This window comes from Sphingomonas sp. EC-HK361, assembly GCF_902498785.1.
Taxonomy (GTDB): Bacteria; Pseudomonadota; Alphaproteobacteria; order Sphingomonadales; family Sphingomonadaceae; genus Sphingomonas.
Genome location: NZ_LR701493.1, coordinates 370276 through 393709, shown reverse-complemented (window position 1 = coordinate 393709; position 23434 = coordinate 370276). Strand labels below are relative to the sequence as shown.

At 67.6% G+C, this 23434-nt stretch carries 21 protein-coding genes; 15 read left to right on the top strand and 6 right to left on the bottom strand.

Translation table 11 applies throughout. From position 1 onward, the window contains the following. Window positions 1–83: 83 nt before the first annotated feature. Window positions 84–1082 carry an NAD(P)H-quinone oxidoreductase gene (locus BOS5A_RS03285; protein ID WP_199857187.1) on the bottom strand — a complete coding sequence of 333 codons (999 nt, stop codon included), beginning with the start codon at window positions 1080–1082 and terminating at the stop codon, window positions 84–86. Between the two features lie 67 nt (window positions 1083–1149). On the opposite strand from BOS5A_RS03285, the gene BOS5A_RS03280 reads away from it, so the two are divergent. The 15 genes from BOS5A_RS03280 (at window position 1150) to BOS5A_RS03210 (ending at window position 17359) form a co-directional block, all read left to right on the top strand. Continuing rightward, window positions 1150–1347, top strand: coding sequence for a DUF1192 domain-containing protein (locus BOS5A_RS03280; RefSeq protein ID WP_151953777.1), 198 nt, complete (start codon window positions 1150–1152; stop codon window positions 1345–1347). Window positions 1348–1527: 180 nt separating this feature from the next. Next, window positions 1528–3855, top strand: a complete 2328-nt coding sequence (gene clpA / locus BOS5A_RS03275; RefSeq protein WP_151953776.1) for an ATP-dependent Clp protease ATP-binding subunit ClpA — start codon at window positions 1528–1530, stop codon at window positions 3853–3855. Between the two features lie 132 nt (window positions 3856–3987). After that, window positions 3988–5658: a GGDEF domain-containing protein gene (locus tag BOS5A_RS03270; protein ID WP_151953775.1), complete on the top strand. Its 1671-nt coding sequence runs from the start codon at window positions 3988–3990 to the stop codon at window positions 5656–5658. A 56-nt stretch (window positions 5659–5714) separates the two neighbouring features. Beyond that, the gene (locus BOS5A_RS03265) at window positions 5715–5927 is read left to right on the top strand and encodes a hypothetical protein (protein WP_151953774.1); all 213 of its coding nucleotides are present in this window, start codon (window positions 5715–5717) and stop codon (window positions 5925–5927) included. Between the two features lie 46 nt (window positions 5928–5973). Further along, complete coding sequence (locus tag BOS5A_RS03260) at window positions 5974–7677, top strand: long-chain-fatty-acid--CoA ligase (RefSeq protein WP_234419180.1); 1704 nt, start codon at window positions 5974–5976, stop codon at window positions 7675–7677. A 293-nt stretch (window positions 7678–7970) separates the two neighbouring features. Beyond that, the gene (locus BOS5A_RS03255) at window positions 7971–8210 is read left to right on the top strand and encodes an exodeoxyribonuclease VII small subunit (protein WP_151954478.1); all 240 of its coding nucleotides are present in this window, start codon (window positions 7971–7973) and stop codon (window positions 8208–8210) included. A 5-nt stretch (window positions 8211–8215) separates the two neighbouring features. Further along, on the top strand, window positions 8216–9115 hold the full coding sequence (locus BOS5A_RS03250; protein ID WP_442800506.1) for a polyprenyl synthetase family protein: 900 nt from the start codon (window positions 8216–8218) through the stop codon (window positions 9113–9115). A 14-nt stretch (window positions 9116–9129) separates the two neighbouring features. After that, the gene (coaD, locus tag BOS5A_RS03245) at window positions 9130–9636 is read left to right on the top strand and encodes a pantetheine-phosphate adenylyltransferase (protein ID WP_151953772.1); all 507 of its coding nucleotides are present in this window, start codon (window positions 9130–9132) and stop codon (window positions 9634–9636) included. A gap of 69 nt (window positions 9637–9705) precedes the next feature. Beyond that, entirely contained in the window at window positions 9706–10491 is a 786-nt protein-coding gene (locus BOS5A_RS03240; RefSeq protein WP_234419179.1) for a peptidylprolyl isomerase, read from the top strand. A 37-nt stretch (window positions 10492–10528) separates the two neighbouring features. Beyond that, entirely contained in the window at window positions 10529–11554 is a 1026-nt protein-coding gene (gene queA, locus BOS5A_RS03235) for a tRNA preQ1(34) S-adenosylmethionine ribosyltransferase-isomerase QueA (RefSeq protein WP_151953771.1), read from the top strand. A 12-nt stretch (window positions 11555–11566) separates the two neighbouring features. Next, complete coding sequence (locus BOS5A_RS03230) at window positions 11567–12016, top strand: EF-hand domain-containing protein (RefSeq protein ID WP_151953770.1); 450 nt, start codon at window positions 11567–11569, stop codon at window positions 12014–12016. A gap of 44 nt (window positions 12017–12060) precedes the next feature. Continuing rightward, the gene (gene tgt / locus BOS5A_RS03225) at window positions 12061–13197 is read left to right on the top strand and encodes a tRNA guanosine(34) transglycosylase Tgt (RefSeq protein ID WP_151953769.1); all 1137 of its coding nucleotides are present in this window, start codon (window positions 12061–12063) and stop codon (window positions 13195–13197) included. 2 nt (window positions 13198–13199) lie between these two features. Further along, window positions 13200–13403, top strand: a complete 204-nt coding sequence (locus BOS5A_RS03220; RefSeq protein ID WP_151953768.1) for a hypothetical protein — start codon at window positions 13200–13202, stop codon at window positions 13401–13403. A 35-nt stretch (window positions 13404–13438) separates the two neighbouring features. Beyond that, window positions 13439–16270, top strand: a complete 2832-nt coding sequence (locus BOS5A_RS03215; protein WP_151953767.1) for a M16 family metallopeptidase — start codon at window positions 13439–13441, stop codon at window positions 16268–16270. 87 nt (window positions 16271–16357) lie between these two features. Next, the gene (locus BOS5A_RS03210; protein ID WP_234419178.1) at window positions 16358–17359 is read left to right on the top strand and encodes a cell wall hydrolase; all 1002 of its coding nucleotides are present in this window, start codon (window positions 16358–16360) and stop codon (window positions 17357–17359) included. A 22-nt stretch (window positions 17360–17381) separates the two neighbouring features. Here the strand turns inward: BOS5A_RS03210 and BOS5A_RS03205 are convergent, their stop codons facing one another. From BOS5A_RS03205 to BOS5A_RS03185, 5 genes are all read right to left on the bottom strand, one after another. Then, a complete protein-coding gene (locus BOS5A_RS03205; protein ID WP_151953766.1) occupies window positions 17382–17792 on the bottom strand; it encodes a hypothetical protein in 411 nt (136 codons plus the stop codon). Between the two features lie 62 nt (window positions 17793–17854). After that, window positions 17855–19774 carry a S9 family peptidase gene (locus BOS5A_RS03200; protein ID WP_151953765.1) on the bottom strand — a complete coding sequence of 640 codons (1920 nt, stop codon included), beginning with the start codon at window positions 19772–19774 and terminating at the stop codon, window positions 17855–17857. A gap of 115 nt (window positions 19775–19889) precedes the next feature. After that, window positions 19890–20210, bottom strand: coding sequence for a hypothetical protein (locus BOS5A_RS03195; protein ID WP_199857186.1), 321 nt, complete (start codon window positions 20208–20210; stop codon window positions 19890–19892). 258 nt (window positions 20211–20468) lie between these two features. Continuing rightward, window positions 20469–22748, bottom strand: a complete 2280-nt coding sequence (locus BOS5A_RS03190; protein ID WP_151953764.1) for an NADP-dependent malic enzyme — start codon at window positions 22746–22748, stop codon at window positions 20469–20471. 60 nt (window positions 22749–22808) lie between these two features. Beyond that, the gene (locus tag BOS5A_RS03185; RefSeq protein WP_151953763.1) at window positions 22809–23303 is read right to left on the bottom strand and encodes a methylated-DNA--[protein]-cysteine S-methyltransferase; all 495 of its coding nucleotides are present in this window, start codon (window positions 23301–23303) and stop codon (window positions 22809–22811) included. Window positions 23304–23434: the final 131 nt, after the last annotated feature.

Genomic DNA, 23434 nt, shown 5'->3' with positions numbered 1-23434 from the left:
AGGACTATATCGTTCGCCCGAGACGAAAAATCGGCGACTGTGGCGTGCAGGCAACACAGTCGACGGCGGTCCGCGTCGGCCGGCTAGATCGTCAGCACGATCTTCCCGACGTGATCGCCCGCCTCCATCCGCCGGTGCGCGTCAGCCGCGTCGGCGAGCGCAAAGCTGCGGTCGATCACCGGTTTCAGCCGTCCCGCCTCGACATGCGGCCAGACGGTGCGCGACAGCTCGTCGGCGACCAGCGCCTTGAACGCGGTGTCGCGCCCGCGCAGCGTCGATCCGGTAAGGGTCAGACGCCTGCGCATGATCTCGAAGATCGGGATCGTCGTGGTCGCGCCGCCCTGCACCGCGATCGACACGTGGCGGCCGTCCTCCGCCAGGCACTGGAGGTTGCGGGGCACATAATCGCCGCCGACCATGTCCAGCACCGCGGCGACGCCGCGTCCCTCGGTAATAGTCTTTACCTCGGCGACGAAGTCCTGCGTCTTGTAGTTGATCGCGTGATCCGCCCCCAGCGCGCGTGCCGCGGCGCATTTCTCGTCCGATCCGGCGGTCACGATGATCGTGATGCCGAAGATGTTGCAGAGCGCGATCGCCATCGTGCCGATCCCGCTCGTGCCGCCATGGACGAGCACCGTGTCAGCCTCGACCGCAAAGGCGCGCTCGAACAGGTTCGTCCACACCGTAAAAAGCGTCTCGGGCAGCGCGGCCGCCTCGGTCATCGTCAGCGCGTCCGGAACGGGGAGGCACTGTCCCGCGGGCGCGACCGCATATTCGGCATAGCCGCCACCCGCGACCAGCGCGCAGACGGGCTGGCCGAGCATTTCCGCGCCGACGCCCTCGCCAAGCGCCACGACATAGCCCGCGATTTCCAGCCCCGGGATCGACGGCGCACCGGGGGGCGGGGGGTAGCCGCCCTTGCGTTGGAGCACATCGGGCCGGTTGACGCCGGCCGCCTCGACCCGGACCAGCACTTCGCCAGGCGCGGGGCGGGGCACCGGGCGGGTGACCGGCACAAGGACTTCGGGTCCTCCCGCCGCCTCGGGATCGATCGCCTGCATCGTCTCGGGCACGTCGGTCATCGTCATCCGCCTTCTGTCGATGGCTGCCTTATTGACATCGCCCGCACCCCGGTCAACGCTGTGGCACATGGACGCGGACGACAATCTTCCGCTGCGAGGCGAAGCCCCGATCGCGCTTCTGGTGCGCGAGGACCTCGATCGGCTTTCGGTCGCCGAACTTCACGCGCGGGTCGCCACGCTGGACGGCGAGATCGCGCGCACGAAACGAAAAATTGAAGGCGCCGTTAACCATCGCGCAAGCGCTGATGCGTTATTCAAGTCATGAGCCTAGGGCCAGCCCCGACGTCTGCCTTGCAGGCAGCCGAAGGGGCGCATCGGTCCGGCGACACGCCTGACCGGCACGCCGCCGCCGATGCGAACGCCCCAGCGCTTGATGCGGGGCCTTCCGATGCCAACATATCGGGAACGGGCCGCGCATGTGTCGCACGCCCGTTGGAGTAATCTGATGCCTTCCTTCGCCAGCGCACTCGAAACCACGCTGCACACCGCGCTCGAGGCCGCGTCCTCGCGCCGCCACGAATATGCGACGCTGGAGCATTTGCTGCTCGCGCTCGTCGATGACGAGCATGCGTCAAAGGTGATGACTGCGTGCGGGGTCGATCTGGGTGAGCTCCGGACCACCGTCGCGCATTATCTCGATACCGAGCTTGACGCGCTGAAGGTCGAGGCGCAGACCGATCCCTCGCCGACGAGCGGTTTTCAGCGTGTCGTTCAGCGCGCGATCCTCCACGTCCAGTCGTCGGGCCGTGACGAGGTGACCGGCGGCAATGTGCTCGTCGCGCTGTTCAGCGAGCGCGAGAGCTACGCCGTCTATTTCCTCCAGCAGCAGGATATGAGCCGGCTCGATGCGGTGAGCTATATCAGCCACGGCGTCGGCAAGGGCACAACCCCGAACGAGGCCGCCGCCCCCAAGGGCGCCGAGGAGGAGAAACCGGGCAAATCCGCGGACAAGGCCAAGGGCGAAAGCGCGCTGAAGCAGTTCACCGTCGATCTCAACGAGAAAGCGAAGAGCGGCAAGGTCGATCCGCTGATCGGGCGCGGGCCGGAGGTCGACCGCACGGTCCAGATCCTCTGCCGCCGTTCGAAGAACAATCCGCTTTATGTGGGCGATCCCGGCGTCGGGAAGACCGCGATCGCGGAAGGGCTGGCGCGCAAGATCGTCGAGGGCGACGTGCCCGACGTGCTGAAGCCCGCGGTCATCTACTCGCTCGACATGGGCGCGCTGCTCGCCGGCACGCGCTATCGCGGCGATTTCGAGGAGCGGCTGAAGGCGGTCGTCAACGAGCTGGAGAAGCTGCCCGATGCGGTGCTCTTCATCGACGAGATCCACACCGTCATCGGCGCCGGCGCGACCAGCGGCGGTGCGATGGACGCGTCGAACCTGCTCAAGCCGGCGCTGTCGGGGGGCACGATCCGCTGCATCGGCTCGACCACTTACAAGGAGTTCCGCAACCACTTCGAAAAGGATCGCGCGCTGCTGCGCCGGTTCCAGAAGATCGACGTGAACGAGCCGACGATCGAGGACACGATCAAGATCCTCGCCGGGCTGCGCAGCGCGTTCGAGGCGCATCACAGCGTCAAATACACCCCCGACGCGATCAAGTCGGCGGTGGAACTGAGCGCGCGCTACATCAACGACCGCAAGCTGCCCGACAAGGCGATCGACGTGATCGACGAGGTCGGCGCGATGCAGATGCTGGTCGCCCCGTCCAAGCGCAAGAAGACGATCACCACGCGCGAGATCGAGGCGGTGATCGCGACAATGGCACGCATCCCGCCGAAATCGGTGTCGAGCGACGACAAGAAGGCGCTCGAAAGCCTTGAGACCGACCTGAAGCGCGTCGTCTTCGGCCAGAATGCGGCGATCGAGAAGCTGGCGTCGGCGATCAAGCTGGCGCGCGCGGGGCTGCGCGAACCGGAAAAGCCGATCGGAAACTACCTGTTCACCGGCCCGACCGGTGTCGGCAAGACCGAGGTGGCGAAACAGCTCGCGTCGATCCTGGGGATTCCGCTCCAGCGCTTCGACATGAGCGAATATATGGAGCGTCATTCGGTCAGCCGGCTGATCGGGGCGCCGCCGGGCTATGTCGGGTTCGACCAGGGCGGGCTGCTGACCGACGCGGTCGACCAGAACCCGCACTGCGTGCTGCTGCTCGACGAGATCGAAAAGGCGCATCCCGATCTCTTCAACATCCTGCTCCAGGTCATGGACAACGGGCGCCTCACCGACCAGCACGGCAAGTCGGTCGATTTCCGCAACGTGATCCTCATCATGACGACCAATGCGGGCGCCAGCGACATGGCGCGTGAGACGGTCGGCTTCGGCAACCTGACGCGCGAGGGCGAGGACGAGCAGGCGGTGCAGAAGATGTTCACGCCGGAATTCCGCAATCGGCTCGATGCGATCGTTCCGTTCGGCTACCTGCCGACCGAAGTGGTGGCACGCGTCGTGGACAAGTTCATCCTCCAGCTCGAGCTGCAGCTTGCGGACCGCAACGTCCACATCAAGCTGGACGACGAATCGCGCGCCTGGCTCACGAGCAAGGGCTATGACAAGCTCTACGGCGCGCGGCCGATGGGGCGGCTGATCCAGGAAAAGGTCAAGCAGCCGCTCGCCGAGGAGCTGCTGTTCGGCAAGCTCGTCCATGGCGGCGAGGTGACGGTGAAGATGAAGGACGGTGCGCCGGCCTTCGAGATCGTCGCCGCGCCACCCGCGAAGCCGCGCAAGAAGGGCGGCCCCAAGGGTGGTCGTGCGGAGAAGGTAAAGGCCTGATTCTCACGCGCAGGTGCGCGCGCAGGGAATCGCGGGAAAAAGGCGGGCGGCGTCGGGCGGATAGGTCCGGCGCCGTCCTTTTCCTCGGGGGCATTTACCACTCTTTCGCGACTTGCGCCCTAGCAGAGGTCCATGACGCGGGGATGGATCATTGCAGTGCTGGCAGCGCTTGCGGCGCTGATGCTTCCGGGCGCGACGCGTGCGCAGGCGGGGCTTGTCGGCACCAATCTCGGCGTGTGCGTGACGCGCGCGGCTCCGGGGATGACGCCGGCCGCGTTGTTCGCGTCCCCGGCCCGGTTCGATTGCGAGACGCCGCAGCGGCGCTTCGGCAGCGGCGACTATTGGGTGCTTTCGAAGCGCATTCCGACAGCCGTCACGACCATTCCCCATATGCGCGTGCGGTTCGCCAGTCTCTGGCAGGACCGGCTCACCCTCTACGCGCGCTATGCCGATGGCCATGTCGAAACGCAGCTGCTCGACGGGCGGGGGGTGTCGCGGCATATCCAGCTAGGCGCGATCATCGAGGTTCGGCTGCCAATGCGCGCGGCGCCGCTCGAACGGCTGCTGTGGCATGTCGAGCACGCGACGAACACGCGCGCGGTGATGATGGGCGTCACGCTTGCGGGAATGCGCGATTCCACCGGTGCCAACCTGACAATGGCCGCGATCTACGCTGGCTTCGGCGGGCTCGCGGTGGCGCTGTTCGTCTACAATCTGGCGCTGTGGTTCGTGCTCCGGCACCGGTTCCAGCTCGCCTATTGCGCGATGCTTGCCTGCCTAGGCGTCTATGCGCTGTCGTCTTCGGGCGCGCTCGCATGGATATGGCCTGACGTCGCGAACAATGACCGGATCCGGCTGAATTACGTGATGCTCGCGGGCAGTGCGTCGGCAGCGCTCGTCTTCGCTCGCTGCTTCTTCGAGGAGCGGGTGTTCGGCCGGCGGCTGAAGCTGATGGCCGCCGCGACGATCGCGGGGCTGCTGGGATCGTCGGCGCTCTTGGCGGCGGCGGCGCCGTGGCGGATGATGCTGCTCGACAAGCTCTATGCGTTCGCCTTCGCGTTCCTGCTCGTCACGGCCGCTGCGGTGTTGTGGCGCGCCTGGCGCGAGCGGAGCAACTATCTGTGGCTGTTCGCCATTGCCTGGGCATCGCCGATCGCGCTCGCCACGGTGCGCGTCGCGGGCAATCTGCAGCTCATCGGGTGGAGCTTCTGGGTCGACAATTCGACGATTCTTGCGATGGCGACCGAGGCGCTGTTGTCGAGTGTCGCCATCGCCTACCGAATCCGCCTCTTGTCCAAGGAACGCGACGAGGCGCGCGAGCAGGAGGTCGCGGCGCGGTTGCTCGCCGATATCGACCCGCTGACCGGGCTGCTCAACCGCCGCGGCTTCCTGCGCGAGGCGATCGGGCGTGGGGGCGACCACCGGCTGTTCATCGTGGACATCGATCATTTCAAGCGGGTCAACGATACGCTCGGCCATGACGGCGGCGACGAAGTGCTGCGAATCGTCGCACGGTCGCTGCGCGCGGTGGCGCCGGCGGGTGCGATCGTGGCGCGAATCGGCGGCGAGGAATTCGCGATCCTCACCGGCGTCTTCGCGCCGCTCGATGCGCAGGCAATGCTCGGCCGTATCCGCGCGGAGCGCATGCCCTTCGACATTACCGTCACCGTTTCGATCGGCAGCTGTGCCGGCGGCATCGAGAGCGAGGCTGCGTGGAAATCGATGTATCGCCGCGCCGACCGCGCGCTGTTCGAAGCAAAAGCCGCCGGACGCGATCGTGCGCGCTGCGAAGCCGCTGCTTGATTACGCTTGTAGTCGAAGCAATTTCGCGCTAAGGCCCGCGGCAGGAGAATGCCGCCATGGATTCCCGCCGCCGTACCACCGTGATCGCCGGATTTGCCCTTGCGCTGGCGCTCGTTTCGGCGCGCCACCCGACCGCCGATCTGCGCTTCATCAACCACGAGGCCTGGGATAGCGCGCCGCACCGGTTCCAGGCCGCGGTCGATCTGGGGCTGATGGGGGTTTCGGTGCTCGTCACCTGGACGTCTTCACGGCTGGCACCGCGCAGCTGACCGGCTGCGCTTGCCGCCTGCACGCGGCTTGCTTACATCAGTGTCAATGACTGCACCCGATCCTGCACCGGAAGCCGCGTGGCGCGCGCGGTATCGCCATCCGACTGCGTGGGATACCGCATTTCCACCCGAATCGATGACGGAGCTGTTCGACGCTTCGGCGACGCGGTTCGCCGACCGGGCGCTCATCGATTTTCTGGGGCGGCACTATAGCTACCGCGAGACGGCCGACGGGGTGCGGCGCGTCGCGAAAGGGCTGGCGGCGATGGGCTATGGTCCGGGCGACCGGATCGGGCTCTTCCTCCCCAACGTCCCGCATTATGTCGCGGCCTATTACGGCATCCTGCGGCTGGGTGCGACGGTCGTCAATTTCTCGCCGCTCTACACGGTCGAGGAACTGCGCCATCAGGTCGAAGATTCGGGCACGCGGGCGCTCTTCACGATTTCCGCCAGCGCGCTGCTGCCGACCGCGCTTGCGGTGCTGGAGAAGAGCGGGCTCGAACGGCTGATCGTGGGCTCGGTCGCGGGGGCGCTGCCGCCGGCGAAATCCATGTTCTACCGGCTGTTCCGCGGCCGTGAAGTCACCGCGAGACCCCAGGACGGCCGGATCACCGCCTTTTCGCAGCTCATCGCCAATGACGGGGTGCGCGATGCGGCGCCAATCGATCCCGATCACGACGTCGCGCTGATCCAGTATACCGGCGGCACCACCGGCGTGCCCAAGGGCGCGATGCTGACGCACCGGAATCTGTCCGCGAACGCCCGCCAGGTCGCGGGACTCGATCCGAATCCGAACGCGCCCGACCGCATCCTCGGCGTGCTGCCGCTGTTTCACGTCTTCGCCAACACCTGCGTGCTCAACCGCACCGTGCTGAACGGCGGCGAGATCGTGATGCTGCCGCGTTTCGACGGCGCGCAGGCGCTCGCCGCGATCCAGCGGACGAAGGCGACCGCGCTGCCCGGCGTGCCGACGATGTACCGTGCGCTGCTCGATCACCCAAAGCTGGCGCAGACCGACCTGTCGTCCTTGCGCATCTGCATCTCCGGCGGCGCGCCGCTGCCGGCGGAGCTCAAGACCCGGTTCGAGGCCGCGACCGGCGCGACGCTGATCGAGGGCTATGGCCTGTCGGAAAGCTCGGGCGTGCTCGCGGCGAATCCTTACGAGGCGCAAGGCAAGCCCGGCACGATCGGCCAGCCGATTCCCGGCACCCGGATTCGTCTCGTCGACAAGGAAGACGCCGCGCGGCCCGCGCCGGCGGGTGACCCCGGCGAGATCGTCGCGGCGGGGCCGCAGATCATGGCGGGCTACTGGAACCGCGACGATGCCGATGCGGAGACCTTCGTCACCGACGATGGCGGCACGCGGTGGCTGCGCACCGGCGATGTCGGCACGATCGACGAAGACGGCTTCATCCGGATCGTCGACCGGCTGAAGGACATGATCGCGGTCGGCGGATTCAAGGTGTTCCCCAGCCAGATCGAGGCGGTGCTCTACACGCATCCTGCGGTGAAGGAGGCGCTAGTGATCGGGCTGCCCGACGCGTATCGCGGCGAGCATCCGCGCGCCTATGTGACGCTGACCGATGAGGCGGCGGTGGACGGTGCCGCGCTCGCCGGCTGGCTGAACCCGCAACTCGGCAAGCACGAACGCGTCGATGCGGTGATCGTGCGCGACAGCCTGCCGAAGACGATGATCGGCAAGCTGAGCCGCAAGGACCTGGTTGTCGAGGTGACGGCAGAGCAGCCCTAGCGCGGCCCCGATCGGCCGCTTGCGCAGGGTGGATCCGAATTCATGCCACCAGCATGGTTTTCAGCGTCCTGAACTTGCAAGGCCGAAGGGACCGCGCTCGCCATTATGGCTTCGCCAAGATGAATCGGGGAATGGCGCCCCGGTCTTGCCAATCACGAGATCGACAAGAGGAATACGGCGCCGGCTCTTTTTTGGCCTTTCGACGCATGCCTTGTGCCCGGGTATCCCGCGCTCGTCCGGAGGATCGCCCAGCCGCCTTGACCGGCCCAAGCGCGCTGCCGCATAGCGATGCGATGGATAGCCCGATCGATGCCCTTTCGTTCGAAGATGCGCTCAAGGAGCTCGAGGCGGTCGTGACCCGGCTCGAATCAGGGGATGCGAGCCTCGACGAATCGATCCATCTCTACGAACGCGGCAACGCGCTCCGGCAGCGCTGTTCGGAACGGCTCGACGCGGCGCAGGCGCGGATCGAGGCGATCCGGGTCGATGCCGAAGGGCGCGCCGCGGGCACCAAGCCCTTCGCCGCCGGATGAGCGGTATGGCCACCGCGTCGCCCCGCCTGCAGGATGCGCTTGCCGAGGTCGCGGCCGAGATGGACGACCGTTTCGACGCGCTGCTGACGGTGCCCGACGATCCGCGGGCCGATCTCTACCGCGCGATGCGGCATGTCGCGATCGGCGGCGGCAAGCGGCTGCGTCCGCTGCTCGTCTTCGCGACCGCGAGCCTGTTCGGCGTGGACCGCGAGTGCGCCGGCCGCGCGGCGACCGCGATCGAATGTATTCACGTCTATTCGCTGATCCATGACGATCTGCCCGCGATGGACGACGACGATCTGCGCCACGGCAAGCCGACTGCGCACAAGGCATATGGCGAAGCGACCGCGATCCTCGCTGGCGATTGCCTCCACGCGCTCGCCTTCGAAGTGCTGGCGGAACCCGCGACGCATGCCGATCCGTTCGTGCGGTCCGAACTGATCCTCGATCTCTCGCGCGCATCGGGACCGTCGGGCATGGCCGGCGGCCAGATGATGGACCTGGAGGCCGAACGCGCTCAGTTCGACCTCGATACCGTCACCCGGCTGCAGGCGATGAAGACCGGCGCGCTGATCGCGGCGTCGGTGGAAGCCGGCGCGATCCTGGGCAAGGCCTCCCCCGATATGCGCACCAGCCTGCGCGGCTATGCGCACGATCTGGGGCTTGCCTTCCAGATCGTCGATGATCTGCTGGATGTGGAGGGCGACGAGGCGCTGGCGGGCAAGAAGCTGCGCAAGGACGGCGAGGCGGGCAAGGAGACGTTCGTCTCGCTGCTCGGCATCGAGCGCGCGCGGGCGCAGTCGCGCATGCTCGTCGATCAGGCGATCGACCATCTGCGCGGTTTCGGCGACGAGGCCGAACTGCTGCGCGACATCGCCCGCTTCGTCGTGGCGCGCGACCACTGAAGGGAACAGCGTCCGTGACCATCCGCATCGGCGTCTATCCGGGCACCTTCGATCCGATCACGCTCGGGCATATGGACATCATCCGGCGCGGCGCGAAGCTGGTCGACCGGCTGGTGATCGGGGTCACGACGAACCCGTCCAAGTCGCCGATGTTCTCGCTGCCCGAACGCATGGCGATCGTCGAGCGCGAGGTCGCGGATATCGCGGGCGACGTCACCGTCGTGAGCTTCGATTCGCTGCTCATGGACTTCGCCGAGCGCGAAGGCGCCTCGGTCATCGTGCGTGGCCTGCGGGCGGTCGCCGATTTCGAATATGAATATCAGATGGCGGGGATGAACCAGCAGCTCAACAACCGCATCGAGACGGTGTTCCTGATGGCCGATGTCGCGCTGCAGCCGATCGCGAGCCGGCTGGTCAAGGAGATCGCGATCTTCGGCGGCGAGATCGGCAAGTTCGTGACGCCGGCGGTGCGCGAAGAGGTCGTCGCACGCGTCGCCGTCCTGGGGCGCCGCGGTAGCTGACGTTCAGTTTGGCGCAATCGGCCTTTTGCTCTAAGCGCGCGGGACCGGCTTTCTAGGATGAACGACCCCATGCGCGTTTTCGCTGTTCTTGCGTTTTTCGGCTGCCTGGCCGCCACCCCGGCGCTCGCCCAGTCGCAGGGCGATGCCGTGAAGAAGGCCGAGCAGGCGAAGATGGCGTCGAAGCTCGCCGATGAACAGCGCGAAGCGACGGCGGCGACCGCTGCGGTGCGGATCACCCCGCCGCCGATGACCGACAAGAACAACCAGTGGCTGCTCGACCTGTCGGACGGCGGCCGCGTCACGATCTGGCTGCGGCCCGACGTCGCGCCCCGGATGGTGACGCGCATCAAGAACCTCACGCGCCAGCATTTCTATGACGGCCTGCTGTTCCACCGCGTGATCGACGGCTTCATGGCGCAGGGCGGCGATCCCAAGGGCGACGGCACCGGCGGCTCGACGCTTCCCGACGTGAAGGCGGAGTTCAACTATCTGCCCCACGTCCGCGGTGCGGTGTCGGCGGCGCGCGCGGATTCGGAGGACAGCGCGAACAGCCAGTTCTTCATCGTGTTCCAGCCGCGCCTCAGCCTCGACAAGAAATACACCGTGTTCGGCCGCGTCATTGACGGCATGCAATATGTCGATGCGATCGAGCGGGGCGAGCCGCCGCAGAACCCGACGCGGATCCTCCACGCCTATATCGCGGGCGACAATCCCCCGGCCTATCAGCCAGCCCCGCCGCCCGCGCCGGTCGCGTCGGACACGGTCACCGCGCTGCCGGGCACGAAGACCATCGCGAAGAAGACGGTGCCGGGAAAGAACGTCGCGGCGCCCAAGCTCGCGCCCGCGACCAAGTGATCCGGGCGGGGCGGGCTCGATCCCGCCCTGACGCGAGATGAACGTCGATCTGTTCGATTTCGAGCTGCCGCCGGAGCGGATCGCGCTCCGTCCGGCGTCCCCGCGCGATTCGGCGCGCCTGCTCGTCCTTGACGGCGGCGTCACCCGCGACCTGCACGTCACCGACCTGCCGGCGCAGCTGCGCGCCGGCGACTGCCTCGTCTTCAACGACACGCGCGTCATCCCTGCCCAGCTCGAAGGACGCCGCGGCGACGCGACGATCGGCGCGACGCTGCACAAGCGCGAGGGGCCGCGACGCTGGCGCGCCTTCATCCGCAACGCCAAGCGGCTGCGCGACGGTGACGATATCGATTTTGGGAACGGCGTGACCGCCCGCGCGAGCGACCGCCGCGAGGACGGCAGCTTCGCGCTGGAGTTCGCAGGGGACGAGCCGGTCGAGTTGCTGCTGGAACGCGCCGGTCGCATGCCGCTGCCGCCCTATATCGCGGCGAAGCGTCCGACCGACGCGCGCGACGCGGACGATTACCAGACGATGTTCGCGCGCGAGGCGGGCGCCGTCGCCGCGCCCACCGCCGCGCTCCACTTCACCCCGGAATTGATTGCGGCGCTGGAGGCGGCGGGGATCGCGCACGAGACGCTGACGCTGCACGTCGGCGCGGGCACTTTCCTGCCGGTAAAGGCCGAGGATACCGACGCGCATGTCATGCATGCCGAATGGGGTCGGATCGACGCAGCGACCGCCGGTCGGCTGAATGCGGTGCGCGCGCGGGGCGACCGGGTGATCGCGGTCGGCACGACGTCGCTGCGCCTCCTGGAAAGCGCGAGCGGCGAAGACCGAGTCATCCGCCCGTTCGAGGGCGACACCGCGATCTTCATCACCCCCGGCTATGCCTTCCGCGCGATCGATGGCCTCTTCACCAACTTCCATCTGCCGCGATCGACCCTGTTCATGCTGGTCTCGGCGCTGATGGGGCTGGACCGCATGCAGGCGGCGTATGCGCACGCGATTCGACACGATTACCGCTTCTACAGCTACGGGGATGCGTCGCTGCTTCTTCCTTGAGGGTTCTCGCCGATGCTGCTGTTCGTCCTCGCCCAGGTCACTCCCGTCGCACCGCCCGCGATTCCGCAACTGCCGCCCGCGACGATGGTGGTCGAGCCGGCGGGGATGCTGATCGCCGCCTGCGACAGCGACGGCGACGGGAAGACGACCCGTGCCGAGCTGACGTCTTGCGTCAAGCGCGGCTTCGATGCGATCGACAGCGAGCACAAGGGGAGCATCGGCTATATCGGTTTTGCCGACTGGGCGGAGCGCTGGCTCGGCGATCGCAACGCGCTGCCCAGCCCGTTCGAGACCGACGCCGACGGCGACAACCGGATCACGCTCGGCGAGCTGGAGGCGAAGATGGCCGAGATCTTCGCGCGGCTGGACCGCGACCATGACGGCGCGGTGACTCGCGCCGAGCTGCTGACGATCCGCGCGAGCGGCGGGGACCGCGACCCGCGGCGCGGCAAGCGGCGCTGATCCCACTCTCGACAAGCCCGGTGCCCACCGGCATTGCGGCGCGCGTGACGGATCGTTTCGCCTTTGCCATCCACGCCCGCGATGGCCGCGCCCGCGCCGGCGCCATCACCATGGAACGCGGCGTGATCCGCACGCCTGCCTTCATGCCGGTCGGCACCGCCGCGACGGTGAAGGCGATGAAGCCCGCGGATGTGGAACGCGCGGGCGCCGACATCATCCTGGGCAACACCTATCATCTGATGCTGCGTCCCGGTGCAGAGCGCGTCGCGCGGCTTGGCGGACTGCATGCGTTCATGGGTTGGTCGAAGCCGATCCTGACTGATTCCGGCGGCTATCAGGTGATGAGCCTCGCCGATCTGACCAAACGCTCCGAAGAGGGCGTTTCGTTCAAGTCGCATCTCGACGGCACGCGGCATCTGCTGAGCCCGGAACGCTCGATCGAAATCCAGCGGCTGCTCGGCTCGAACATCGTGATGGCGTTCGACGAGCTGGTGCCGACGACCTCGACCCGCGAGGTGCAGGCGGCGGCGATGGAACGATCGATGCGCTGGGCGCGCCGGTCGCGCGATGCCTTTGACGGGGGCGAGGCGCACGCCGCGCACAACGCGATCTTCGGCATCCAGCAGGGTGCGCTCGACGAGGGATTGCGCAAGAGTTCGGCCGATGCGCTGATCGAGATCGGCTTCGACGGCTATGCGGTCGGCGGGCTCGCGGTGGGGGAGGGGCAGGAAGCGATGTTCGCGTGCCTCGACTATGCGCCGCAACAGCTTCCGGCCGACAAGCCCCGCTATCTGATGGGGGTGGGCAAGCCCGACGATATCGTCGGCGCGGTGGAGCGCGGGATCGACATGTTCGATTGCGTCATGCCGACGCGCTCGGGCCGCACGGGGCAGGCGTTCACCCGCGTCGGGCCGATCAACATCCGCAACGCGAAATTCGCCGAGGACCAGTCGCCGCTCGACCCCGAATGCGGCTGCCCGGTGTGTGCGGGCTGGAGCCGGGCGTATCTGCACCATCTGGTGCGAGCGGGCGAAATCCTGGGTGCGATGCTGATGACCGAACACAATATCGCCTTTTACGAAGCGTTGATGGCCGATCTGCGTTCTGCGATTGCGGCGGGCGAACTCAAGGGGTTCGCAGACGCATTCCGCGCGCGCTATCGTGGGAACAAAGGAGAGTAGCCGTGTCAGACCCCGAAGAGCCGAACGAAATCCTCGCCGCCGCCGCGACCGCCAAGAGCCACGAGCTCGGCGCCGAGAAGGCGAAGCGCGAGGCGCGCAACCGTAACTGGAATATCGGCAAGATCGGGCTCGGCGTCGGCATCGGGTCTGCTGCGGTCGCCGCCGCCGTCCTCTTCGCCAATCGTGACAAGCCGAAAAAGCGCTGAACTTCATCGTCCCGCCAATCCCTCTGGAGACATCGATGCGCCTGATCCGTGCCGCCCTGCTCGCCGCGTCCGCCGTCACCCTGCCGCTGGCCGCTGCCGCGCAGGAGAAGCCGGCGCCGGCTGCCCCGATGAAGCCGATTGCGTTCACCACCCGCACGCTTGCCAATGGCCTGCGCGTCTACGCCATCCGCGACACCGGTACGCCCAACGTCGCGGTGCAGGTCTGGTACGATGTCGGCGGCAAGGACGATCCGCGCGGGCGATCCGGCTTCGCGCATCTGTTCGAGCATCTGATGTTCAAGGCGACGCGCAATCTGGTGCCGGAACAGATGGACCGGCTGACCGAGGATGTCGGCGGCTACAACAACGCCTCCACGGGTGACGACTACACCAATTACTACGAGGTCGTGCCGGCCAACCATTTGCAGCGGCTGCTGTTCGCCGAGGCCGACCGGATGGGGTCGCTCGCGGTCGAGCAATCGACCTTCGTGTCGGAACGCGACGTCGTGAAGGAGGAGTATCGCCAGAGCGTGCTGTCGCGTCCGTACGGCAAGCTGTTCGGCACATATCTGCCCGCGATCACCTATCGCACGCACCCTTATGCGCGCGGCGTCATCGGCGACATCGCGAATCTGGATTCGGCGACGATCGACGATGTCCGCGCCTTCCACGCGACCTATTACCGGCCCGACAATGCGATCCTCGTCGTCTCGGGCAATTTCGATCCGGCGCAGCTGGACAAATGGATCGACCAATATTTCGCAGGCATCAAGAAGCCCGCCGGGGCGCTTCCGCGCGTGACGGTAGACGAGCCGGTGCGCGCGAAGCCCGCCAGCTACACCGTCTATGAACCGAACACGCCGCTGCCCGCTGTCGCGATCACCTGGCCGCTGCCGCCCGACCGCGATGCCGACGCGCCCGCGCTCATGGTGCTGAACGCGATCCTTTCGACCGGCGAAAGCTCGCGATTCTACGAGAACCTCGTCTACAAGGAGGGCATCGCGCAGTCGGCCGAGACGCAGCTCGACATGCGGCAGGGGCCGGGGTCGCTGGTCGCCTATGCGATCGTCGCGGGCGGGAAGGATGTGGGGGCTGCGGAAGCCTCGCTGCGCAGGCAGATCGCCGCGGTTCGCGAGACGCCGGTCAGCGCGGCCGAACTCGCCGAGGCGAAGAACGAGATCCTGACCGGCGCGCTGAAGGGGCTGGAGACGGCCGAGGGCAAGGCGCGGATGATCGCGTCGTCGGTGCTGATCGATGGCGATCCGACCGCGTCGGAGCGTCAGCTTGCCCAGGTGCAGACGGTCACCGCCGCGGACGTGCAGCGCGTCGCGCGCAAATATCTGGGCGATGCGCGGGCGGCGTCGATCCGCTATCTGCCGGCCGAGGGCAAGCCGGCGAACGCGAAGGGCGATGACGTTGCGATCGCCGCCAGCGTCGTGACGGCGCCGCTCACCCCACCCGCCGATATCGCAGTCGTGACACCGGCGAGCGCTGCCGACCGCGTCGCGCCGCCTGCCCCGGCGACGCCGGTCGCGACCGCTGTGCCGACCCCATCCGAAACGCGGCTGGCCAACGGCCTGCGCGTCATCACCGTCGAGCGCCACGGCGTGCCGCTCGTCACCGCAGAGCTGGTGGCGCTGGGCGGGGAGGGTGATGCGATGCCTGCGGGCACCGCGAGTTTGACCGCCGATCTGCTTACCAAGGGCACGACGACACGCTCCGCCACCCAGATCGCGCGTGCGGCGGAAATGCTCGGCGCGTCGCTGTCGAGCGATGCCGGGCGCGACGGATCGTCGCTCGGCATCACGGTGCGCAGCAGCGCGCTTGCGCCGGCCCTCGGCATCATGGCCGATGTCGCGCAGCACCCGGCGTTCGCGGCGGACGAGATCGAGCGTGCGCGGGGACAAGCGATCGACGCGGCGACGCTGTCGTTCAAGGACCCGGCCGACCTCGCGCGGATGACCGCCAACCGCGCCGTCTATGGCAGCGGCGCCTATGCGACCGCCGAAGACGGCACGCCGAAATCATTGAAGGCCATCGCGCGCGGTCAGGTGGCGGCGAGCTATGCCGCCGCATGGCGCCCCGATCGCGTCGCGCTCGTCGTGGCGGGGGACGTGACCCCGGCCGAGGCCAGGCGGTTGGCCGAGGCGAGTTTCGGCAGCTGGAAGGCGAACGGGGCCGCGCCTGCCGCGACCGCGAAGCTCGCCGCAGCGCCGGCACCGCGGGTGGTGGTGGTCGACATGCCCGATGCGGGGCAAGCGGGGGTCGTCGTCGCACGCCCGGGCATCGCGCGGCGCGATGCGGATTTCTATCCAGCCTCGGTCGCGAACACCGTGCTTGGCGGCGGCTTCTCGTCGCGGCTGAATTATGAGGTGCGGATCAAGCGCGGGCTTGCGTATGGCGCGGGCAGCGCGCTCGACACGCGGCGCGAAGGTGGCAGCGTTATCGCCTTCACCCAGACCAAGAACCCGTCGGCCGCCGAAGTCGTGACGCTCATCACCGCGGAGATGGCGAAGCTCGGCAAGCCGCCTGCGCCGACCGATGCCGAACTCGCGACGCGCAAGGCGGTCCTCGTCGGCAATTTCGGACGGAATATCGAGCGGACCGAGGGACTGGCGGCGATCGTCGGCGGCTATGTCACCAACGGCGTGCCGCTCGACAAGATCGGGCGCTACACGCGTTCGATCGAGGCGGTGCCCGGCGCGCGGGTCGAGGCGGTTGCGGCGAAGCTGCTGGACCCCTCCAAGGCGAGCATCGTCGTGGTGGGCGACGCGAAGCAGTTCGTCGGCGATCTGCGCAAGAGCTATCCGGCGCTCGAGGTCATTCCGGCGGCATCGCTCGACCTCGATTCGGCGACGCTGAAATAGGGTTAGCGCGCCGCGCGATCGTCCCGCAGCGGGACGGGGGCGATTGCGCGGGAGAATCTTCACCGCTGGTGCGCTACGGGCGCAAGCGTGAACGATTCCGCGCGCCATCCTTCCGAACGTCGTGCCGTCGCCGCGCACGGGGGCGGACAGCGGCGTGTGGTGCTCGCCGTAGCGCTCGGGATGGCGTTGATCGGGGTTTCGGCGAGCGCCGCGCTGCGGGTCTTCGCGATCGAGCAGGCGCCCGTCGCGGCCAAGGTGGCGCCCGCGGTGCCGATCGATCCGTTCGCCTCGCCCGCACAAGGGACGACCGGCACCATCGCGCTGCCGCCGGAGCCAAAGGCACTGCCGGTCCCGACCGATTTCGCGACCGGCATCACACCGGCGCAACCCTTTGCGTTCGGGCCGGCAACGATGCTTGATCGCGGCCGTGCGCTCGAGTGTCTCGCCGCGGCGATCTATTACGAAGCCGCGTCGGAATCGGACGACGGCCAGCGTGCGGTGGCCCAGGTCGTCCTGAACCGGGTGCGGCACCCCGCCTTTCCCGCGACGGTGTGCGGCGTAGTCTATCAGGGATCGAACAAACCCACCGGATGCCAGTTCAGCTTCGCCTGTGACGGCGCGATGGCGCGGGAGCCGTCACGCTCCGGCTGGGCGCGCGCGCTGCGGATCGCGGCCGCGGCGCTCGGCGGGCAGGTCTTCGCGCCGGTGGGCCTGGCGACGCATTATCACACCTTTGCGGTGACCCCGGCGTGGAACCGGACGCTGGTGATGACCGATGCGATCGGCGCCCACTTCTTTCATCGGTGGAAGGGCTATTGGGGGACGGCGGCGGCGTTCCACCAGCCCTATCGTGGCGGCGAACAGGTGCCCGGCCCGCTGCGTCCGGTCGCCGCGCCAATTCCCGTCGCGGTCGCAGCGGTATCGAGCGCAGTGCATGTCGCGAAGACGCCCGAACCGTCCTACGCCGCGCCCGTCATCCAGCCGGCGCACACGCAAAGCGGGCAGCCGTTGGCCGCTGAACGCGACGACCGACTGCCCGATTCTCCGGTTCTGGACCGGTGGAAGGATTCGGGTCAGTTCGTCCGCTGAGGCAGACGCCGACCCGCGACCCTTACCGGCAGCGTACGTTGTTCTTGTCGATCGCCTGACCGCCTGCTGCACCCGCGACGCCGCCGATCAGCGCGCCGAGCAGACCCGAGCCGCCCGGTGCGATCGCAGCACCCAGCGCGCCGCCCGCGATGCCGCCGACGATCAGCCCCGTCGTGCCGTCGTTGCGGCGGCAGTAATAGCGCCCGTCATTGCCGACATACACGCGGTCATTGTTGCCCAGGCGACGTTCCCGGTAGCGGGCATCGTCACGGTAATAGCGATCGGCATAATAGCCGTTATACGCCGGGTCGGGCCGGTTATAGTCGTAACGACCATAGCCATAGTCACCTGCGTAGCCCGGTCCCCGGCCATAGTCATTGCACCCTGCGACCAACGTCGCCGCGGCGACTGCCGCCAACGCCACCATCTTCATCGCCAACCCTCCTGTCGTGATGAAGGCGTAATGATCGACGCGGTATTTGGTTGCAGTCGGCCCTAATGCGCCGCGGGCTGCAGGTAGCGATTGAACCAGGCGAGCAGGCGTTTGCGCAGATCGGCGACATGGTCCGGCTGGCGAATGCCGTGGCCTTCATCGGGGTAGATGACGAGGCTGGTCGGCACGTTCTGGGACTTCAGCGCGTTCCAATATTCGATCGACTGCGTCGGCGGCACTTCGATGTCGCGTTCGCCGACATAGATGAAGGTCGGGGTTCGCGCCTGCTTGATATAGTTGATCGCGGAGACCTTCTCGTAGGCCGCGGGATCGTCGTACATCGACTTGCCGAAGAACGGGATCATCCAGGTGTTGATGCCGTTGGTGCCGTAATAGCTGACCCAGTTCGACAGGCCGGCGCCCGCGACGATCGCCTTGAAGCGGTTGGTCTGGGTGTTCGCCCACATCGCCATGAACCCGCCATAGCTGCCGCCGGTCAGGCCGAGCCGCGCGTCATCGACCGGCGCCTGCCTTTCCACCGCGTCGATACCGGCAAGGATGTCCTTCAGGTCGCCGCCGCCGAAATCGCGCTTGTTCGCCGCGGTGAACGCCTCGCCCTGGCCGTAGCTGCCGCGCGGGTTGGGGAGGAAGAGATAATAGCCGGCGTTGATGAAGTCTGCCGCCTGTCCGTCGGCGGTCATGAAGCCCGGCGTGCTCGCGGCGGCGGGGCCGCCGTGGACGTTGACGATCATCGGCGCCTTCTTGGCCGGGTCTGCCCCGACCGGCGCGAGCAGCCAGCCCTGCACGTCATAGCCGCCGCTCTTCCAGGTGACGCTCTTCGCGGTCACGATCGGGCGCGCGGTGTCGTTGTCATGCGTCACCGGTGCGAGCGCATCGGGTGCGCCGGCAAGGATCGCGGGGGCGTGTTCGAAATCCTGCGAAACCGCGGCGGCGATGCGACCGTCCGCGCTCCACGCGACGCGGCCGTCGCCGGCGGACAGCGACACCGGCTTCGCCCACAGCACGCGGCCCTCGCCGCGATCGGGGAAGCTGACGAGCGTCGTATTCGCGCCCGCCAGCGTCGTGCCGCGCAGCCCCGCCTTGGTCCAGGCGAGCGAGGTCACGCTCGCCTTGTAACCCGGCGTGCGATCGACCGGCGTGCCGCCGGCGAACGGCACCGTCCACACATCGCCGCCGACCGAACCGAAGTCGCTCATCAGCCCGCCGATATAGGCGACCGTGCGGCCATCCGGCGAAACGCGCGGGAAGTTGATCTGGGTCGCGGGCCGCGCGATCGTGCGGACGGTGCCCGTCGCGGCATCGACGGCGTCGAGGGTCGCGACCCACCAGTTCGCGTCGCCATTGCCGAGCGCCGACGTGACGACGAAGCCGCGGCCGTCGGGCGTCCAGTCATATTCGTAGACATAGCGATCGGCCGGCGACACCGGCTTTACCGCATCCGCGGACACCGCCGCACCACGCACCGGGAATACTGCGATCCGCTGCTCGTCATTCGCCTCGCCAATCTCCCCGATTTGGCGGACGCCCGCCTGCACCGCGCCCGATTCCTTGGCCGCGCCGATCGTGACCAGCAGCGCGATCCGGCTGCCGTCGGGCGAGAAGCGCGGCGCCTGCGCGATGCCCTTCACCGTCGCGATCGTGTGCGGCTTGCCGGCTGAATCGACCGAAAGCGTGACGGTGCCCGCCGCACGATCGCGCGCGAGCCACGCCAGCGATCCGTCGGGGGCGAAGGTCAGCCCCGAATAGCTGCACGTGCCGCACGGATCGATGCTGCGCACGATCTGCCCGCTGCGCGCGTCGCGGACGACGATGGCCGCGCGCTTGGCGCCGGGCGCCGTCTCGATCGCCGCGATCCGGTCTCCGCGCGGCGACAGCGTGAGCCCCGCATAGCCGCGCAGCGTGTCGGCGAGCGCCGGGCTGGCGAAGGTCAGGGCGAGGGAGGCGGCAAGGACGAAACGCATGGGGCTGCTCCGAAAGGTGTGTCACGGGGCGTAAGCCGCGCCGCATCCCCCTGCAACGCCAAAAGAAAAGGGGCCCCGCATCGCTGCGAAGCCCCATGTTCTCGGTCAGATCGGATCAGCGATACTGACGGTCGTGCTTGTTGGTGTAGACGCGCGCGCTGATCGCGTTGAAGCGGCGGTCGAGGTCGCGGCGCTCGGCCAGCGTCAGGCCATTGCGCTTGTAGCGATATTCCAGGTTGGCCACGTCGCGCATCTGCGCGCGCAGGCGGATAGCCTCGGGCCGGGTCAGCGCGCCGGAGCGGATGCCCTGGTCGATGCGCACGTTCAGGTTCGCCTGACGCTGGTTGATCGACTGCCACGGCGCGGCGGATGCCATGCTGGGGACGATCGCGGCGGCAAGGCCGAGGCCTGCGATCAGCTTGGTCATGGTCTTCATGGGTTCACTCCTCTGGATACGCAGCCCTGACCGGGCCTGTGAGAGCAATGTGGAACGCAGCTGTCGCGAAGCTGTGCCGTGAACCGCATGAAATTGTCGCAAAATCTGGCGGTGGGGCGAGTGTTGTTCAGCTTTGCCGGAGTGATCCTTGCATTCCCCAACCCGTCACCCCGGCCCCCAGCCGGGGTCCCGCTTCGTCTGCCGGCTCAAGGCAGCGGGACTCCGGATCAAGTCCGGGGTGACGAATTACTGAGCGCGTTAGCGTGCGATGCCGCCGGCCGCCAGAACCGCCAGCGTCACCAGCTCGCTCGCGGTCGAGGTCATCGGCGCGACCTGAACCGGCTTGTCCATGCCGATCAGCATCGGCCCGATCACCGAATCCCCGCCCAGCTCACGCAGCAGCTTTGCCGAGATGTGCGCGGACTGGAGCCCCGGCATGATCAGAACATTGGCCGGGCCTGACAGCCGCGCGAAGGGGTAGTTGGCGAGTTGCTTTGGATTGAGCGCGACATCGGGCGCCATTTCGCCTTCATATTCGAACCCGACCTCGCGCCGGTCGAGTACGGTCACCGCCTCGCGGATATTGTCGAGCCATTCGCCCTTGGGATTGCCGAAATTGGAATAGCTGAGGAACGCGACGCGCGGTTCGTGGCCCATGCGCCGCGCGACGGCCGCGGTCTGTTCGGCGATATCGGCGAGCTGTTCGGCATTGGGCCGCTCGTTGACGGTGGTGTCGGCGATGAACACGGTGTGGCTCTGCCCGACGAGCAGGTGGATGCCGAACGGGGTGCGGCCGGGGATCGGATCGATGACGCGGTAGATCTGGCGCATCGTCTCGCCATAGGTGCGGGTGATCCCGGTAATCATCGCATCGCCTTCGCCGAGTTCCAGCAGCAGCGCGCCGAAGATGTTGCGATCCTGGTTCACCATCCGCTCGCAGTCGCGGCGCAGATAGCCGCGGCGCTGGAGCCGGGCGTAGAGCCGCTCCACCATTTGCGGGACGAGCGGCGAGACGCGGCTGTTGTGCAGCTCGAAGCTTTCCGGATCGGCGACGCCCAACGCGCGGAGGCGATCGGGCACGTCGTCGCGCCCGACAAGGACCGGCACACCGTAACCGCCCTCGCGAAACGCGATGGCCGCACGCAGGACGACCTCTTCTTCGGCCTCCGCGAAGATGACGCGCTTGGGGTGGGCGCGTGCGCCTTCATAGGCGAGGGTCAGGACCGAGGTCGTCGGGTTGAGCCGCGCCCGGAGCGATTGCCGATACGCCTCCATGTCGAGGATCGGCTTCGTCGCGACGCCCGAATCCATCGCCGCCTTTGCGACGGCGGCCGGCACGACCTCCATGAGGCGCGGATCGAAGGGGGCGGGGATGATGTAATCGGCGCCGAAGCTGTGGCTGACCCCGTAGGCCGCGGCGACTTCCTCGGGCACGCGTTCGCGCGCGAGCTCGGCGATGGCGTTGGCGGCGGCGATCTTCATCGCGTCGTTGATCCCCGTCGCGCGCACGTCCAGCGCGCCGCGGAAGATGAACGGGAAGCCGAGGACGTTGTTGACCTGGTTCGGATAGTCGGAGCGCCCGGTCGCGATGATCGCATCGGGGCGTGCGGCCTTGGCGCGTTCGGGGCGGATTTCCGGCTCGGGGTTCGCCATCGCGAAGATGATCGGCGCCTTCGCCATGTCCTTCACCATTTCGGGCTTCAGCGCGCCCGCGGCGGAAAGGCCGAGAAAGACGTCGGCGCCGTGGAGCGCATCGGTGAGCGTGCGGCGATCGGTGGCGGCGGCGTGCGCCGACTGCCACTGGTTCACGTCCTCGCGGCCCTGATAGATCACGCCGGTGCGATCGCACATGATGACGTTGTCGCCGCGCACGCCCATCGCCTTCATCAGCTCGGTGCAGGCGATCGCAGCGGCGCCCGCGCCGTTGACGACCACCTTGATCTCGTCGAGCCGCCGCCCGGTCAGGAGGCAGGCGTTGATGAGGCCGGCGGCGGTGATGATCGCGGTGCCGTGCTGGTCGTCATGGAAGACCGGGATGTTCATCCGCTCGCGCAGGGTCTGCTCGATGATGAAGCATTCAGGCGCCTTGATGTCCTCCAGGTTGATGCCGCCGAAGCTAGGCTCCATCAGCTCGATCGCATCGATGAGCCGATCGACGTCCTCGGTCTTCAGCTCGATATCGATCGCGTCGACATCGGCGAAGCGCTTGAAGAGCACCGCCTTGCCTTCCATCACCGGCTTTGAAGCAAGCGCGCCGAGATTGCCCATACCGAGGATCGCGGTGCCGTTCGAGATGACCGCGACGAGATTGCCCTTGGCGGTATAGTCATAGGCGGTCGCCGGATCGTCGGCGATCGCCTGCACCGGCACCGCGACGCCGGGGGAGTAGGCGAGCGCGAGGTCGCGCTGCGTGGTCAGCGGCTTCGACGCGACGATCTCGATCTTGCCCGGCCTGCCTTCCGAATGGAACAGCAGCGCCTCGCGCTCGGAAAACTGGACGTTGGTGTCGGTCGGGGTTTCGGCGGTGCTGTCGGTCATGCCGCAAGGCTTTAGGCAAGTGCGCCGCGAATGAAAACGCCGGGAATGATTCGGGCGGCGCTAGCGTGCCGTAGCGACCGCGCGCTCGTGCCCGAGCAGATAGTCCTTCGCCGCAAGCCCGCCGGCGAAGCCGGTCAGCGCCCCGTTCGATCCGATCACGCGGTGGCACGGCGCGATGATCGAAATGGGGTTTCGCCCGTTCGCCGCGCCGACTGCGCGAGTTGCGGTGGGACGGCCGACCGCGCGCGCGATCTCGGCATAGCTGCGCGTCTCGCCGAACGGGATGGCGCACAGCGCGCGCCAGACGCTCTTCTGGAACTCGGTGCCGCGCGGATCGAGCGGCGCATCGAACGTCGTCCGCTTGCCCGCAAAATACTCGGCGAGCTGTCCCTCCACCGCATCGAGGATCGGGTGCGACGCGACGGGCGTCACCACGCCGAGCCGGACGCGCGACGGATCGTCGTCCGCCCACAGGATCGCGACGAGGCCGGCGTCGCTCGCCACGAGGGTGAGCGTGCCGACGGGCGAGGGCATGGTCTTGCTTGCGAGGGTCATGGTCGGTTCTCCGTGCTGCCGTTTTCCTGGTGTGATCCAGTCTGACTGAATCCCTTTTGCTTCGAGCGGAGATCGAGCGAAGCCGAGATCATAGTCGAGAAGGGTTCTCGACTGACGCTTCTCGACTTCGC

What these genes read in the sequence shown, in the direction of transcription:
- BOS5A_RS03285 (WP_199857187.1), bottom strand. Translation starts at nt 1,082, where the DNA reads ATGACCGACGTGCCCGAGACGATGCAGGCGATCGATCCCGAGGCGGCG.
- BOS5A_RS03280 (WP_151953777.1), top strand. Translation starts at nt 1,150, where the DNA reads ATGGACGCGGACGACAATCTTCCGCTGCGAGGCGAAGCCCCGATCGCG.
- clpA (WP_151953776.1), top strand. Translation starts at nt 1,528, where the DNA reads ATGCCTTCCTTCGCCAGCGCACTCGAAACCACGCTGCACACCGCGCTC.
- BOS5A_RS03270 (WP_151953775.1), top strand. Translation starts at nt 3,988, where the DNA reads ATGACGCGGGGATGGATCATTGCAGTGCTGGCAGCGCTTGCGGCGCTG.
- BOS5A_RS03265 (WP_151953774.1), top strand. Translation starts at nt 5,715, where the DNA reads ATGGATTCCCGCCGCCGTACCACCGTGATCGCCGGATTTGCCCTTGCG.
- BOS5A_RS03260 (WP_234419180.1), top strand. Translation starts at nt 5,974, where the DNA reads ATGACTGCACCCGATCCTGCACCGGAAGCCGCGTGGCGCGCGCGGTAT.
- BOS5A_RS03255 (WP_151954478.1), top strand. Translation starts at nt 7,971, where the DNA reads ATGGATAGCCCGATCGATGCCCTTTCGTTCGAAGATGCGCTCAAGGAG.
- BOS5A_RS03250 (WP_442800506.1), top strand. Translation starts at nt 8,216, where the DNA reads ATGGCCACCGCGTCGCCCCGCCTGCAGGATGCGCTTGCCGAGGTCGCG.
- BOS5A_RS03240 (WP_234419179.1), top strand. Translation starts at nt 9,706, where the DNA reads ATGCGCGTTTTCGCTGTTCTTGCGTTTTTCGGCTGCCTGGCCGCCACC.
- queA (WP_151953771.1), top strand. Translation starts at nt 10,529, where the DNA reads ATGAACGTCGATCTGTTCGATTTCGAGCTGCCGCCGGAGCGGATCGCG.
- BOS5A_RS03230 (WP_151953770.1), top strand. Translation starts at nt 11,567, where the DNA reads ATGCTGCTGTTCGTCCTCGCCCAGGTCACTCCCGTCGCACCGCCCGCG.
- BOS5A_RS03215 (WP_151953767.1), top strand. Translation starts at nt 13,439, where the DNA reads ATGCGCCTGATCCGTGCCGCCCTGCTCGCCGCGTCCGCCGTCACCCTG.
- BOS5A_RS03205 (WP_151953766.1), bottom strand. Translation starts at nt 17,792, where the DNA reads ATGAAGATGGTGGCGTTGGCGGCAGTCGCCGCGGCGACGTTGGTCGCA.
- BOS5A_RS03200 (WP_151953765.1), bottom strand. Translation starts at nt 19,774, where the DNA reads ATGCGTTTCGTCCTTGCCGCCTCCCTCGCCCTGACCTTCGCCAGCCCG.
- BOS5A_RS03195 (WP_199857186.1), bottom strand. Translation starts at nt 20,210, where the DNA reads ATGAAGACCATGACCAAGCTGATCGCAGGCCTCGGCCTTGCCGCCGCG.
- BOS5A_RS03190 (WP_151953764.1), bottom strand. Translation starts at nt 22,748, where the DNA reads ATGACCGACAGCACCGCCGAAACCCCGACCGACACCAACGTCCAGTTT.
- BOS5A_RS03185 (WP_151953763.1), bottom strand. Translation starts at nt 23,303, where the DNA reads ATGACCCTCGCAAGCAAGACCATGCCCTCGCCCGTCGGCACGCTCACC.